This is a genomic window from Gardnerella sp. DNF01159 (assembly GCF_049244215.1).
GTDB lineage: Bacteria > Actinomycetota > Actinomycetes > Actinomycetales > Bifidobacteriaceae > Bifidobacterium > Bifidobacterium swidsinskii.
The window spans coordinates 409,412-426,227 of the sequence record NZ_CP058387.1 but is presented as its reverse complement, the minus strand read 5'-3'; the positions used below and the strand labels follow the sequence as shown (position 1 = coordinate 426,227).

Genomic DNA, 16,816 nt, shown 5'->3' with positions numbered 1-16,816 from the left:
GGAGCGCATGAAAAATTCAAACGCTCCAAATTTAAATAAATTATTTATTATTGCGACGCTTGCGATGGTGTTTGCCAGTCTTTACCACCGCAAGACCAATTGCTGCGATTGCTGCCGACAAAATACCAGCGGATGCAGAAGAAACCGTATTGCTACCAGTTTTAGCTAATTCCGGCTTTGCTCCAGCAGTTTCTTTTACATCCTTTTCTTGCTTCTTTTCATTCTCAATAGTTACGTCATATGAAGTATAAGAATCAAGAGAAGGAATAGCTCGTTCAGGCGTTGGAGCAGGTTTGCTCTCAGAAATCACATCAATTTCAACAGTAATTTCCGCTTCGCGACCATACTTGTCGGTAGTAGTAAACGTTAGCTCAACTTTCGGCTTGCCGTCAACAATCTTAGGCGTGCCAGAAATCTTGCATTCAGTACCAGCGCAATTTGCGTTAATGCCGTTTACAGAAGTTAAGCCTTGAGCAACTAACTCGTTAATAGTTACTTTCTTGCCGTCTACTGTAACCGTTGTGTTATTAACATCTCCTTCAGTCATGTTTTGCAATCTGAAGTTCGTTAAAACACCCTCGCAAGCAGAACCACTAAACTTAAACTTCATAGGAGCCATCTTCTCAAAGTTTGCAGTAATAATGGTTTCGCTTTCTGGGAATACCATTGCAATATCAGCGTCAGTAATACCAACTTGCACAAGTAAATTCTTCAAAGCTTCAATAGTTGAGTGTTGTGAATTACGAATTATTTTTGCCGTATATGACTTTCCTAATATTTCAGCAACAATAGCCAATCTATTACGACTTGCTTCATAACTCATATTCTCGTTATTTATAGCTTCAGCAAGAATATTCTTTATAGCCGCAAATGTAGAATTCTTAGATTTGCGGATTACATTAGCTGTAAACGACATGCCATAGCGTTCAGCAATCTTAGCTAATGTTTCACGCTCAATATCAGTTGATTTGTGGTTATCAGCACTGTTATAGATGGTATCAATATGTTTAGAGTAAGATACTTCATTCCAATTCTTGAATATGTAACCTTTGTTAGCAAGAACGTCTGGAATATAATTCTTTATTTCAGACATTCTATCTTTACGCACCCAGTATGTATGCATTGGTGACTGCATAGTTCCGCCATTGCCAGCTACATACGTTACCTTTGTGTAGTTTTCTAAAATGAACTTTCCTGCTTGGCTGCCAGCTGAAGGCAAATCTCGCTCTGCAATCACATTCGGAAGCACTTGAATAGGTACATTTTCATAACGTACTATCTTTGCACCCTTCTTATTTGGATCAGATGTTTCAACCTTCACTCTAACGGTAGTAATTCCAGGCTTCGCAATTCGAACAGAATTTGCACCGGAAGAATAAACTACACCAGCACCGTGCATGCCCGCAATCTCTAGGTTATTAGGATCAACACCAGACACAAGCTCATCAGGAGCAGGAACTTCATCTCCAACACTCTTAACAAACTGAGATACATTCACAGGCATATCAGCAATCTGATTTGCTACATATACGCGAATTTGCCTATTGTCGTTTGTGTCATTCTCAGGAACAGGCTTGTTGCCTGCATCATAAACTTCCCACTTGCTAAAGCCCTTAAGACGGTTCTTCAACTCATTAGTTTTTCCAGCAACGTCATCATCATACTTAGTACTATCGGACTTAAAGTAGATAACTTTCGGTTTATATGATCCATCATCCCACTTTCTTCCGAAAGCTGGTAAGAACACATACGGCACGTAGTTATCTGGAACTTTCTCATTACTCTTCGCGTCGATGATGTTCATCACCTTTTCATACACTGCTTGGTATGTAGTGTTTTCAGAGTACTTTAATTTACGAATCTCATCATTCGATAACAACTTTTCACCATTCGCGTTTTGCACATCAACGCTAGTTGCAGATGCTGGTTCACTTACCATCAAAGTAGTGACAGGAATTTCAGGTTGATTTGCTAAGCTTCTTCTTGCACGCGAACGAGCATCAGAATTATCATTATCAACAAAATTCTCGAGCTTCCTCCAGCCTTTGAACACGTAATGGTATCCATCAGCGTCATAATCCTTGCCAACAGCTTGCGGAGCTTTTACGCCCGTAACATCGTCTTTAAGAACGTAGTACAGCTTAGTAGTATCTTTATCAAGGCTGCCCTGATCTTTATGATCAACTTGATTGGCATTTATAAAGTTGACCTTAACATACTTATCCTTATTGAGAACAAGATCACGCTCTGCAGCAACACCAGTAAGAGGATTAGTATCACCAGGCTGATGTGAAGGCTGAGTACTATCTGGTTTCGGTAGGCTTTTATCGTACATCAACTGATAAAGCACCTTTAAGCGTCCTACAAGTCTATAAGTCTTGTAATCTGCTGCATCCTTATACTTAACTGTAACTTTCAAAGGAACAGTGTACAAAGCAGGCTTCTTAAGCATCTTCTGCTTTAACTTATTTTGTTCAGCTTCAGTTGGCAAATCATATTCGACTTTTATGTCTTCTATGCCATTATTCACAGCAGCATCTGCTTTGAGCTGAGACATATTAGTTATAAAATCGGTTAACTTTGGAAGCGTGTCAGGCTTATCTTGCACAGCGACCAAGTAATCAGTCTGCACTGCTGGCTCTGTCCAAGGGGTTTGATCTGCCACGAACTCTTGGAATGGTTTATCAACTTTCCAATTCGAAACATCATCTATAGGCGTTACTTCTTCTTTGCCATTAATCATGCTGCTTCGATTCCAAGTTCCCTTAGCATTGGTTAGGTTCTCTTGAAGCCTTGTCAACGCACTAGTCTGGTCGCTAGCACTGTAAGGAATTTGCGAAAGATCAGTACCCTTCTTTACGTAGAACACCTTAGGGCCGTCTGTGCCGTCCTTCCACTTTCGTCCTGGAGCAGGCTTGAAGATTGCAACTACAGAATCTTCTGGAACTGTTCCATTGTCGGACGAGCTGGAGAAGTAGTCGATTCGCTTGTAAATAGCGTGGTAAGTTACGCCGTCTTGCAAATTTACTTTCTTGTAGCGGTCGCTTGAATTTATGTCAAACGTCTGCTCTTGTTTTGGATTTTCAGCAGTCGGCTTTACAACATTAGTCGCCCAACCCTTAAACACGTAGTGGTAATGCTGGTCGCTGTAATCATTGCCGAAAGCTTGCGGCACGCGGATTCTAACTTCCTTACCCTTATAAACGTACGCAGTAAGCGTAGTTTTTTCACCAGCAGGATGATTGGCATTATCTCCATCGTGACCAATAATAGTGCCTTCATCATTCTTGCCGGTGAAAGTAATCGGCGCATACTCGTCAATATGCGCTTTGCCGTAGTCAGTAGCTTTAAACTTATCCCACTCGCTTGCGTACACCAAATCCGGCAGCACGCGGTACAGCACTTCAGCTTCAGCAATGTTATTGCCAAGATGCACTTGCACTTTAATCTTGTGTAATCCTGGAGTGTTGTCAAACTTTTCGCCAGGCGCAAAGCTGAACGTAGCACCAGTTGGATACTCATAAGAATTCGTTATAAGCTTCTTAGCATCATCACTACTTCCAGTACTAATCTTCTCAATTGGCTTAAGCACTTGCGGAGCTGCGGCAATAGGAGCCTTTAGCTTGAAGTGAGCAGTGTAAATTACCTCAGGATTGTTCTGCTCTTCGGAACGAATCGGCAAGCGATTCACACCATCGGAATACTGAAGCGTATGCGAGCCAACTTCAGACGAACCGACTTTTGAAGTCCAACCAACAAACTCAAATCCAGGCTTTGCTTTCACTGTTGGAAGTGGCATTTGATAAGCTTTTGTGCCCTTAATTGCGTCGTACACAAGAACAGAGCCGTCAGCTACATCCTTGTTCTGCCAGTCAACAACGCTGCCCATAGAGTCTTGACCATCAGCCACTTTGAACACGTAGCGCGTGTAGTGATCTGGGCGAGCTTGCTTATCGTCATTGCGTTTAAGTACGCGAACGTCTTTATATTTGAAGATGAATGTATCTTCTCTAGTCTGCTTACCTTCGCTATCAGTAGTATAAGTAATATTCTGCTGTGTGCTTTCCGGCATAAAGCCTTCAATCGGCTTGTAGAATACTACGTCGTACTTTCTGTTTACAGAGCTGACTTCGCTTTCTGGAAGAAGCTCCTTACCGTTTTGATCAATATACTTTACCTTATACTTGCGCGTATTGTACGTTTGGTAAATAAACTCGCCAGTATTCTGCTTCTCATCACTCGAGGCTTCAAAGCTCGTGAACTGCTTATCTGGGAAGTGCGTTTCGTCGCTGTAGACTGCTTCCGCATTGTAGCGCAAATGCTCGCGCAAGCCGGAAACCGTTTGAGTAGAAACGTGATCCACCATCGCGGCTTTTTCTGCGTCTGAAAGACCCTCTTTCTTATAGTCAGCAAACGTTACGCCTGGCTTTAAGAATATGTGCTTAAAAGTACCGTTGTAGCGAGTATCCTTAACCCACACTGCATCAAGCTTTATATCTTCTACTACTTTATTGCCAAAAGCGTACGGCAAAGTCGTGCCGTTCTTTTTAATCTCCCAGCCGTAGAAGTCGTAGCCTTTGCGCGTTGGGGTGCTTATCTTCTTTTCGTCAATAACATGGTAGCGAGGGAACTTCTTTTCCGTAACTACGTCGGAGCCACTTATTTCATTGCCGTTGTCGTCGGTTTTCGGCATATGGTAGTCAAACGTTACAGTGTGCTGAATATCAGTTGGAAGACCCCACGCAGCGTAAAGCTTAATGCCGTTGACTGGCATTGTAATATCTTTGTTTTCGCCATTTATAAACTGAGTACCAGCCTGATCAACAGCCCAGCCTTTAAACACATAGTCTTCTGGCAAATCAGCAGGGCGAACGATGGAGTAAGTCTTGTTATTAAGCGTGAAAGTGTACTTGCCGTCGAACTGCTTAGACGTATTACCGGCATCGTCTTTAGTTACAGAAGCATCATAAGATGTATCGTTTCCGTATAGCTCTTTGTCTTCGCCCGTCAAATCTTTTTTGCCGCGCTTAGTCAAACTATACTCGAACGGCAGGCTCTCTTTAGCAGAGCCATTGCCGTCCTTTATAGCCTTGCCATCCGCATTATAAAACTGCACATCGTACGACTTGCGGTTGTACCTAAATTCAAGTAGTTTGTTAGTTTCAAATTCAGTTGCATCACCAGAATAATCTTCTTGTTCATCTACTGGAACGCCCCTATACTTTCGAAATGCTAAATGATACTTTTTAGCAAAAGCATTCTTCTCATCATCACTTAAATCATCCCAATTCCCATGACCATGAGATTCGTTATACCACTCTTCCCGATTATCTTCAAAGTCGAATGAATCTAACGAATCACCAACTTTTGTCTTATCATAACCATTAGCAGGATTAAAACCTGCAATAGATGGAGCTGTATATAAATAACCCGAATTGTCAGTATCATCTTTGCTATATGAATCAGTTGAAAGCTCATAATCATTGTCGCCTATATCATCGCCACCGTTTTTAGCAGACGCAATACTTTGCTTCCTAATAATCACCTGTATAGGCGCACTTTTACTACTGATATCAGCAGTAAGCAGACGCTGATTATCTTTTAGCTCGTATTGCTGTGCACTAGGATTCGAAGGGTCATCACTAATTTTAGGCGCTTGATTATTACCTTGTACACGGAATTTAGGATCAGCAAATTCTTTTATAGTAAAACGATACGGAGGAGTGTCACGATAATTCACTTCACCTGCATATCCAAGCTGCCATCCTAAAGAGCCTATATTTTCTTCATTAAAATCTAATTCATTTATATCAGGCCAAATATCAGTAAGCTTTTGACCGTAACGAACTTTTACGCGGTAGCCCTTATGGTCAATTTTGTTGCCATCGTTATCTTCATTTTCGCTATCATACTTCGTTGAGCAATTGCCACCATCAGCATAGCAATAAATAGTTGTTTTGCCGCTTTCGTCTTTTCTTTTTATAGCAGCATTGTTACCCCTATCTACGCCAGTAGGCTTAGCAAAAATAAGCTCGTAAGTCTTGCGGTCGTAAACTAAGTTAAGAGTGTTGTTTAAGTCGTTCGCGCAAAGCTGCGATTTACTACGTTTGCCTAAATCTGGGTGACCCGGCACAAAATCATGTTGCTCAGTGTTAAGCTTTTTAGTAAGCTCCTTATTCACATGGAAGTAGCGTGTGAATATATCCTTGCCTTTGTTTGAAGCGTCACCAGGATTCGCGGTATCATACCCGTCTAAGCTTGTTACAGGCGTATCGTTCATCCAGTTGAACTTTGAAATTAAGCCGTCTTTGTAACTCTTATCCTTCGTGCCCTGCAACTCTTCTTTCGTTAAGCCAAGCTCTGGGTTTTCTACATAATTATCTTCGTTTTTACCATTAAGCTTACTAGTATCATTAGCAACGCCGGCATCATTCATCTTATTAAGCGCAACGTCACTCTCTGTCTTCACGTTCTTGCGCTCAACAAGACCAACAAAGTCGTAGTTTGCAAGCGAATCCGGATGCTCTTTGTCAACCAAATCCGCTTTTTGCACCCACACGTTCACGCGGTAGCTAGTAGTATTGTTCGCTTCCCAATTAGCGCGGAATTGCACATTGTGATCCGGCATCTTGTAGTCATCAAGAGAAACAATAGTATTCTCAGCATAAAGCGGATCACTCTCTTTGCTAGGATCTACTAAAGACCATCCTTTAAAAGTGTAACCTCGCCTAGTTGGTTTCGTAACTTGTGGCACATCTTGCTGGTAATACACTTTTTGAGCAGTAACATCCGTGCCGCCAGCAGAATCGTAAGTAACTTCATACGCCTTACGGTAGTAGCGAAGGTTCAAAACTAGCTTATCTTTTTCATCTTCAGAATCCGAAAGCGGCGAGCTAATAAGATTATGCTCCGGCTCGTAGCCTGGAATGTACAGAGCTACAGCACTCACATCTGAACCAACAGTGCCAGTAACTTCAGTGACGTGGATACGTTCTTTTTTGCCATCTTTGTAAGTTACTTCAATAGTCTTACCAACGCCAAGATTTGGAGCATCGTGAAACTCATCCTTATGATCGAGATCCTGCACCAAGTGACGCACATAGTACTTAGCTGTTTTAGGAGCGTAGTTGATATTCAACTCGCCGTAGTACTGAATACCGTCTTTTGCTTGTGGCTGAGCAGACGATGAAGATTGCGTAGTTGTCGTTGTTTGAGATGACGAAGTTTGCGGAGCTTGAGCGCCGTTATTGCCTCCAACAGCCGACCTTTCTTTTACAGCGTAATCAGTAATCAGCTTCTTGCTTAAACGCAAGTAACGCTTAGCATCCGCATCCGTACCGTCGTCAATAACAAACTTGTCTTCGCTGTTTTTAATGTAGTACTGGTAATCACCGGAGTGATATACGGACGGACGGTATCCAGCAGCCTTTGGAAGCTCAATGTACTCGTACTTGCCATCTTTGCCTAGATTATCGAAGTCTTCTTGATCAATTGTAAGCTCATACGGCTGCACAAGCTGCTTATTCGCAGCACCACCAATCGTATAGCGAATTTTCAAATTATACGTAGCTTTTGGCTTTTTGTCGGTTTGTACCTGTTCGTTGGCTTGCTCTGTGTTTTCAGCAGTTGGATGCTGCTCATTCGGCTTAATTACCTGGCTGTTTGGATCAGTTGCTGCGTTATTAGTTGTTGTGCCAGCGTTCGATGTAGAAGCAGGTGAAGGATGCTCATTGTTCGAAGCAGGCGTAGTGCTTTTCTCTTCGCCTGAGACGTTTGCATTTGCACCTTGTGCAGTTGTATTTTCTGTACTTGGTTTCGCTGTAGTTCCAGCACCAGCGTTAGACGCTGTACCTGTTGAAGGTGCAGGAGCAGACGGTGCAGTCGTATTATCTACAGTGTTCGCAGTCGGAGCTGCAGACGCATTATTTGCAGACGGTGCAGTCGAGGTTGCAGGCGCACTTGTTGTAGTAGTTACACTATTCCCGTCGGAAGCACCATCGCCGCTCTCAACAGACCTACGAACACGCACTCTTGGCGTATTTGCATCGCTTGCCGCATTCGTATTTTCTGCGTGAGTGCTTGAAGGTTGTTCGCTTGTATTCTGCTCGTTTGCAGGCTTTGCGCTTTCAGTATTTACAGGCTGCGTATTTGCTGGTTGTGCAGGCTGCTTATTTTCACCTGGCTTAACCTCAGCAGGCTTAACGTCACCAGCATTTTCTTCCGGTTGCTTTGCTTCCGGCTGCTTTGTTTCTGCAGGTTGCTTTGCATCTTGTTTTGCAGTTGACGTTGATTCTGGCTTTGCAGTCGGCTTCAAAGTTGGAGTCGACTCTGGCTTTACTGCTGGATGAACTGGCTGCACTGGCGCAGGCGCACTTACTGCATAAGAATGTCCGAAATTAACCTGTTCTGAAGAACTACCTAACTGCGAGTCAATTCCATCACGCTGTTGCACTTCGTGTTGTTGCGATTCGCGCTGCTTTGCTTCACTCTTATTTATTTCACGCTGCTCAATCTCACGCTGTTGTGCTTCACGCAACTTTTGCATTCGTGCATCATGGCGCGCAAGCTCTACAAACTTTTGAATTTGTGCACCCTTATTGAGTACGCCAGCACCCCACCGCTGCATATTCAATTCATCTACATCAGGCTTTACCTTTGCCCATTTTTGCGTCGTATTAGACGCATCGATAATATCTTTTTGAGTAGGCTGAAGCGCGGAAGCCACAACAGATGGAAGCATCATTGCCAAAGTTGAAGCAACAGCAACTCCAGCAACTCCCTTACGCAAAGCACGAGAACGCTTCACTGCATGAGCCTTACGAAGTGTTCTTCTTGGTGCCATATCACCATATAAATCTTTACGCTCTGCCATTATTTCTCCTCACTCCAACCATTTTCAAGTAAATCGCGCATACTTATAAATCTTCATATATATTATATATGAATACAGTATACGGGCATAAAATAAACATTTGTTATAATCTTTTATTCGTTACAAATCAACTACAACTCATATTTACACTTGGCAAATAAAATCACCTAACTAATAATATACTAATCAATACCCCCCCCCCAAAAAAAATCATCCGAACGACTATGCCGTTAGGAATAAGCTCAGTGAGGGCGCCCATATCATCATGCGTTAGGCAAACTGCTATTCCGTGAGAAATAAGCGCTCAAGCAATTCGTCGCATTAAAATATGATACAATATAAAAACGTGTGCTCTAGCGCAACGATTGTTTGAAAAATCAAAAGGGGTCGATCGGTTTCGACGGCGATCTGTTCGCCGCGGGGAAGCGTGCCGAGAATGCGAAAGTCCACTCGTAAACGTCCTTTCGCAAAAGAATAAGTGCTAAATCTAATCGCACTGAGTTCGCTCTCGCTGCCTGAGCTTCGCGCCAGGATTAACCAGTGAGCAGCTGCTCCGTTCACCCACTCACGTCTTCGGAGTGGTGCTGAACGTCATGAGAAGACTTGCTTGAATTGCTGGGCTGCAGGGCAATTCAGGGACTTTTACTGTAGATATGCTCGCCATGAATTGTCTGCGATAACATGGGGGCAGAAAAACTGCCGCACGGCCAGCAGACTACGCACGTAGAAGACCGAGGGTACGGTCACCGGACCGGGGTTCAATTCCCCGCGACTCCACAAACGCAATAACGCCACTGCTCACACAGTGGCGTTTTTTGTAGCAAAACCCAATGTTTCCAAGGCTTAAATTAAGCGTCAAAAGCATCTCCGAGATGATGCTGAGTAACGTGCTCAGTAGCGTCAGAACTATCGCAATCAAACTCCCCCGCATCCGCATCATCAACAATCGCGAGCGCAGCTTCCGCAAGATCCGGTCGCAACGCGTCCAACCAGTGGATGCGAGCATCCCTACCAAACCAACCCATTTGTTTGCGTGCAAGTCGTCGAGTTTTTTGTGCAATATCCACAAAAGCCTCATCCTCGCTCCACACGCCATCCAAATAATCCATAATCTGCTGGTAGCCAAGAGCACGAGCTGCAGTCACACCCAATCGCTCTCGAATCGCGCGCACCTCATCCACAAAACCCTGCTCACGCATAATTTGCGTACGTAAATCCACGCGCTTATCTAAATCTTCACGACGCAAATCTAAGCCAATTTGCACGCAATCAATCACATACTTATACTTCGGAAGCGTTGCGGAATAAGGCTTTCCCGTAAGCTCAATCACTTCAAGCGCGCGAATTGTACGTCGCGGATTGCGCGCATCCATATGAGCCGCAGCAACCGGATCCTTTTGTTGCAACTCATCAAACAGCGCACTCGCTCCCTCTTTGCGCTCGCGCTCCTCCAAAGCTGCACGAATAGACTCATCCGTGCCTGGAAATGTAATATCATCCACAGCAGCACGAGCATACAATCCCGATCCTCCAACTAAAATCGGCCTCACACCACGCGATTGCAACTCACTAATACACTGTCTGGCCAAAACTTGAAATCGCGCAACCGTCATCGTTTCTTCAGGATCAATTATGTCAAGCAAATGGTGTGGTACTTCCGCCTGCTCCTGCGCACTCGCCTTAGCCGTGCCAATATCCATGTAACGATACATTTGATACGCGTCTGCGTTGATGATTTCCGCACGAATCCCACGCTCAGCTAATTTTTTCGCAAGCGCAATACCAAGACTAGTTTTGCCTGAAGCCGTAGGACCAACTATTGAAATTACTTTAGGAATATTATCCTGCTTATTTTCAGACAAAATACACTCCTCGTCAAAATACTTTGCTAAATTTTGCTTGCGCTCAATTACCTAAGATATTTATATCACGCTTTGCAAAGAATATTACATTTACATACGCACTCCCAGACGTTTAGCAGTTTTTATAGTATTATTAAAAGACGTGATACTTGATCGTCATAACCGCGTAAACGCAGCAGAACTCTATGCGCGTCTTCATAGCAACGAAGCAGCTAATGAAAGCAGCAACGTTAGCAGCAATGTTGACAATACAAAAAACCAACAAAATTGCTCCCAATGCGGCAAAACTAATTCGCTTATGCTTCCTGAAGACCAAATCGACGAATTTGTAAACATGATGCAAATTTACGAAGGAGCAATGTACGAAATAAGTACAAAGCTCGAGATTCTAGATAGCGAATTTCAGGTGCGGTTCTCTCACGACCCAATTCATCACATGGAGCGTCGTCTTAAATCAGTACACTCAATTTTTGAGAAACTGCAAAGGCGTCATCTAGATATTTCCACACGCTCTATACGCGATAATCTTTTCGACGTAGCTGGAATTCGCGTAATTTGCAACTACTGCGACGATGTGTATTCTGTAGCGCAATATCTTTCTAAACAAACAGACATTCAAGTATTGCAAGTTAAGGATTATATTAAGAATCCAAAACCTAATGGATACCGCAGTTTGCACGTAATTTATGCAGTTCCTGTGTTCTTGTCTTCTGGAGCACACTACACGCCAGTTGAAGTGCAATTCCGAACTATTGCTATGGATTATTGGGCTAGCTTGGAGCACGCTTTAAGATACAAAGCCGGTTTGCCGGATGCAAAGTTGGCTGAGCACTCTCAAACTTTGCTCGATTGCGCGCATAGCTTGCAAAATATTGAAACACAAATGCAAGGTATTCACCGCGATATTAATGGTGCTCCTCAAGTTGAAGAAGCACCTAATAGTAAGGCATAATATAAATACGAAGCGCAAGCTTATGCCATATTAGGCGTAATCTTATGCAAGATTAAAACCAGCTTATTGTACGAACGTATAAATTATGCTGTATTTTTTTAGCATTTTCCCAGATGCTTTAATTATAATTATGTGAGAACGTTGTCTTGACAGCGTTTTATTTCATAGCTGTTAAGGAGAAATAATGACAAACTTTACTCAAGATTATTACAGAAGCGGTGCTCCTGAGGTTATTGACACTCAGGCAACATATGCTTTTGAAGAAGCAAAAAGAGTTTCAGTAGGACGCACCTATGGCGAAATGACGCTTGGATTGATTGTTACAACTCTTGTGGCACTGTTCACTCAGAGCGGTAATTTCTGGCTTAGATTTATGTTTGCAACCCGCGGATGGGGTTGGATAATGTTGGCAATTGCTCAGGTTGTGATAGCAGTTGTTCTTGGAACACGCTTAATGAAAATGAGTGAGACAACAGTACGAGTTTTGTTCTATGCTTATGCTGCTTTAACAGGATTTACTTTAAGCTCAGTCTTTCAAGTATTTAGCCTTGGATCTGTGGCATTAGTATTTGCTTTAACTGCAGGATTCTTCCTGTGCTTGACAATGCTTGCACTTACTACAAAAAAGGATTTGCTTAAAGCTGGTCCAATTTTAATGGTTGCATTACTTGTATTCGTTGTTGCGCAAATTATTATTTCGTTTATTGGGCAAGATACTGGAACAATGCGTCTTATGGCTGGAATTGGCATCGTTATTTTTGCAGGTTTAACAGCTTACGATGCTCAGCAAACTCGCGCATTACTTGCACAATATGAAAATCAGCCTGAAATGGTTAAGAAAGTATCTATTTTCTGCGCATTCCAGCTGTTCTTGGACTTCATTAACATGTTCATCTACTTGCTAGAGTTGCTTGGAGATAATAGAGATTAGCAATACTAAAACTAACATACGTGTGTTAGTTGCTTAGCTATTTAACCCTGCCAGATTAGTATTTGGCAGGGTTTTATTATGCTCTCTGTACTCCAAACGCGAACGCGTTAACAGTGCCGAGCGTTACTAACACCCATCTCTCACACACTTCTCAAATCACCTACCAGAGACAGACACTAACGCAGAACACAAACTGCACCAGTAACGAAAAAACAGTGGCGCTCACGCGGGTAACGCGCTCGCTTACGAAACTCGCGTTGGAAGTCCCCCGGACTTCCAACCTAAGCGAGTTTCCGCTCCGAGTTGCTTTCGCGCGCTAAATCGCAGCGCTCAAGCAGGTCGTCGCGCCAACGTGAGCATCAAATCCCGCGATTGGAGCTCCAAACCCACCAAAACACTCCAAACAAGAGAACACTACCCCACTAATCTGCCCTGCCTTCGTCTTTTTATTGACGAAGGCAGACCTCGCTTGCGTTGAAAGCACACTGTGCTTTCAACCCTGAGCAAGCTCGGCGCTCCGAGTTGCTTTCGCGCGCTAAATCGCAGCACTCAAGCAGGTCGTCGCGCTGATAAAACAAGCACATACAACAAAAGACCCCACGAGTTTCCTCGCGGGGTCTTTATTAAGCCTTAGCTAATATTTTTCAGTTAGAAAAAATACTAGGCAAGAATCTTGGTCACACGACCGGAACCAACGGTACGGCCACCTTCACGAACTGCGAAGGTCAAGCCCTCTTCCATTGCGATTGCCTGAATCAACTCAACAGTGAAGGTTGCATGATCGCCTGGCTGAACCATCTCAACACCGTCTGGCAAGGTGATAACGCCGGTGACGTCGGTGGTGCGGAAGTAGAACTGTGGACGGTAGTTGGAGAAGAACGGCGAGTGACGGCCACCTTCGTCCTTGGTCAAGACGTAAACTTCGCCTTCGAACTTGGTGTGTGGGGTCACAGAACCTGGAGCAGCCACAACCTGACCACGCTCAACATCGGTACGGTTGATACCACGGAGAAGAAGACCAGTGTTATCGCCAGCCTCGGCCTCATCCATCTGCTTGTGGAAGGTCTCGATGGAGGTAACGGTGGTGGTCTGAGTTGGACGCAAACCAACGATCTCAACTGGGGTGTTGATTGGGAGCTTACCACGCTCAACACGACCGGTGACAACGGTACCACGACCGGAGATGGTGAACACATCTTCGATTGGCATCAAGAATGGCTTGTCAAGATCGTGAGTTGGGGTTGGGATGTACTCGTCAACAGCCTTCATGAGCTCCTTGACGGTCTCTACCCACTTCTCGTGATCTGGAGCGTCATCATGCAAAGCACCGTAAGCAGAGGTGCGGATGACTGGGCAGTCGCGATCGAAGCCGTTTTCTTCGAGGAGGTCACGAACCTCTTCTTCGACGAGGTCGATAAGTTCTGGATCATCAACCATATCGCACTTGTTCAAAGCAACGAGGATCTTCGGGACACCGACCTGCTTAGCGAGCAAAACGTGCTCACGGGTCTGAGCCATAGGACCATCGGTAGCAGCAACCACGAGGATTGCGCCATCCATCTGAGCAGCACCGGTGATCATGTTCTTCACGTAATCAGCGTGGCCTGGAGCGTCCACGTGAGCGTAGTGACGCTCAGCGGTCTGATACTCGATGTGTGCGATGTTAATGGTAATGCCGCGTTCCTTCTCTTCTGGAGCGGCATCAATCTGATCGAAGTCATACTGAGGGTTCAGATCTGGATACTCGCCATGCAGCACCTTAGAAATAGCCGCGGTCAAGGTAGTCTTACCGTGATCAACGTGACCAATGGTACCAATGTTAACATGCGGCTTAGTACGCTCGTACTTTTCCTTTGCCATGTGTTTGTCCTCCTGGACGTCTCGTAGTTTGCCTCACACATTTGTGAGAGGTCTTTCGCTACATATTACTGGGTTTCTGGGTTAGGTGCCACTTCGGTGCCAGAACCCAGTCAACGTAGGAAATTCTAGCGTTGACCGGGGACAGAAAACACCGAAGTAGCGTGCGCTTTATTCGCCGCGCTGAGCCTTAATAATCTCGTCCGAAACGGCCTTCGGGACCTCCGCGTAAGAGTCCATCTGCATGGTGAACATTGCGCGGCCCTGAGTCTTGGAACGAAGATCGCCAATGTAGCCGAACATTTCGCTCAGCGGCACCTTGGCGTCGATAACTTTCACGCCAGTGGCATCAGTCATAGACTGGATGTTACCGCGACGAGAGTTCAAATCGCCCATGACGTCGCCCATGTACTCTTCTGGAGTACGGACTTCGACAGCCATAATTGGTTCGAGAATTACCGGATTAGCCTTAGGAGCAGCTTCCTTGAAGCACATGGAACCTGCGATCTTGAAGGCCATTTCCGAAGAATCGACATCGTGAGTCTGACCGTCGGTGACGGTTGCCTTTACACCCACAACTGGGAAGCCAGCCAAAACGCCGGATTCCATAGCTTCCTGCACGCCTGCATCGATTGAAGGAATGAATTCCTTGGTGATGTGACCGCCGGTAACTTCGTTGACAAACTGGTAGGTTTCGCCAGATTCTGTGTCGAGAGGTTCGAAGTTCATCAAAACCTTTGCAAACTGACCAGAACCACCGGTCTGCTTCTTGTGAGTGTATTCCTGGTTCATAACAGCCTTACGAATCGTCTCACGGTAAGCAACCTGTGGCTTACCAACATTCGCTTCGACCTTGAACTCACGACGCATACGATCAACGATAATGTCAAGCTGAAGCTCGCCCATACCGGAAATCAAAGTCTGACCAGATTCCTCATCGGTCTTAACCTGGAATGTAGGATCCTCGTCAGAAAGCTTAGCCAAAGCCAAGCTCATCTTTTCCTGATCAGCCTTCGTCTTTGGCTCCACAGCAACCTCAATAACAGGATCTGGGAATGTCATGGATTCCAAAGAAATTGGGTTCTTTTCGTCGCACAAAGTATCACCAGTGCTGACGTTCTTCAAACCAACGAAGGTGTAGATGTTACCAGCTTCAGCTGAATCTACAGGATTTTCCTTATCAGCATGCATCTGGAAAATCTTACCAACGCGTTCCTTCTTGGACTTCGTGGAATCGTACACGGAATCGCCTGGCTTTACTTCGCCAGAGTAAACGCGCACGAACACGAGCTTGCCATAGAATGGATGGGTTGAAATCTTGAATACCAATGCTGCGAATGGATCTGTATTAACTGGCTTACGGTCAATTTCAACAGATTCGTCGCCTGGCTTGAAGCCCTTAATAGATGGAACATCTTCTGGGCTTGGGAGGAAGTCGACAACAGCATCCAGCATTGGCTGAACACCCTTATCCTTGAATGCAGAACCGCAAGTTACTGGGAATGCCTTACGCTCAATGGTAAGCTTACGGATACCAGCGCGCATTTCTTCTTCAGTAAGTTCGCCAGTTTCGAGGTACTTCTCAACCAGCTCATCGTCAGCTTCAGCAACCTGATCCATAAGTTCAGCACGATACTGTTCTGCACGTTCCTGCAAATCTTCAGGAATGTCAACGGTGTCATAGTGAGCACCCATATCGTCCTTAACGTCATTCCAGACGTAAGCCTTCATACGAATCAAGTCAACAACGCCAACGAAGTCGTTTTCAGCACCGATTGGAAGCTGAATAACGAGTGGAGTTGCACCGAGCTTCTCCTTGATGGTCTTGACGGAATAGTAGAAATCAGCGCCAAGCTTATCCATCTTATTGATGAAGCAGATACGTGGGACGCTATACTTATCAGCCTGACGCCACACGGTTTCAGACTGAGGTTCCACACCTTCCTTACCATCGAAAACTGCTACAGCACCATCGAGCACGCGAAGGGAACGTTCCACCTCAGCGGTGAAGTCCACGTGACCTGGGGTATCGATGATGTTGATCTGATAGCGGTCATCAACGTCATGAGTTTGACGCTTCCAGAAGCAGGTAGTTGCAGCAGACTGAATAGTAATACCGCGCTCCTGCTCCTGAGCCATGAAGTCCATGGTAGAAGCACCATCATGAGTTTCACCGATTTTGTAGTTCTTACCAGTGTAGTAAAGAATACGTTCGGTGGTAGTAGTCTTACCAGCATCAATGTGCGCCATGATGCCGATATTACGAACCATATTCAGGTCGTTAAGCACATCTTGTGCCATATTCTTATCCTTAGCTCTTTAAGATACCGATTATCTTGTGG

The 16,816-nt window shown here is 44.7% G+C and carries 6 protein-coding genes and 1 other RNA gene; 3 read left to right on the top strand and 4 right to left on the bottom strand.

What is annotated here, in order from left to right:
- Positions 1 to 40: 40 nt before the first annotated feature.
- Positions 41 to 8,872 (bottom strand): InlB B-repeat-containing protein, encoded by an 8,832-nt coding sequence (locus HXT39_RS01495; RefSeq protein ID WP_103013823.1) that lies wholly within the window; start codon positions 8,870 to 8,872, stop codon positions 41 to 43.
- A 383-nt stretch (positions 8,873 to 9,255) separates the two neighbouring features.
- On the opposite strand from HXT39_RS01495, the gene ssrA reads away from it, so the two are divergent.
- Positions 9,256 to 9,652: a transfer-messenger RNA gene (gene ssrA / locus HXT39_RS01490) on the top strand.
- A 68-nt stretch (positions 9,653 to 9,720) separates the two neighbouring features.
- Here the strand turns inward: ssrA and miaA are convergent.
- Positions 9,721 to 10,734 (bottom strand): tRNA (adenosine(37)-N6)-dimethylallyltransferase MiaA, encoded by a 1,014-nt coding sequence (miaA, locus tag HXT39_RS01485; RefSeq protein WP_102155666.1) that lies wholly within the window; start codon positions 10,732 to 10,734, stop codon positions 9,721 to 9,723.
- Positions 10,735 to 10,876: 142 nt separating this feature from the next.
- Here miaA and HXT39_RS01480 point away from each other — a divergent pair, with 142 nt between their 5' ends.
- Positions 10,877 to 11,686: a GTP pyrophosphokinase gene (locus tag HXT39_RS01480; protein WP_004108491.1), complete on the top strand. Its 810-nt coding sequence runs from the start codon at positions 10,877 to 10,879 to the stop codon at positions 11,684 to 11,686.
- A gap of 184 nt (positions 11,687 to 11,870) precedes the next feature.
- Entirely contained in the window at positions 11,871 to 12,617 is a 747-nt protein-coding gene (locus HXT39_RS01475; RefSeq protein WP_004108493.1) for a Bax inhibitor-1/YccA family protein, read from the top strand.
- Positions 12,618 to 13,277: 660 nt separating this feature from the next.
- Here HXT39_RS01475 and tuf read toward each other — a convergent pair.
- Positions 13,278 to 14,477, bottom strand: a complete 1,200-nt coding sequence (gene tuf / locus HXT39_RS01470) for an elongation factor Tu (protein ID WP_004118785.1) — start codon at positions 14,475 to 14,477, stop codon at positions 13,278 to 13,280.
- Positions 14,478 to 14,645: 168 nt separating this feature from the next.
- Complete coding sequence (gene fusA / locus HXT39_RS01465) at positions 14,646 to 16,775, bottom strand: elongation factor G (protein ID WP_004107409.1); 2,130 nt, start codon at positions 16,773 to 16,775, stop codon at positions 14,646 to 14,648.
- Between the last annotated feature and the right edge of the window lie 41 nt (positions 16,776 to 16,816).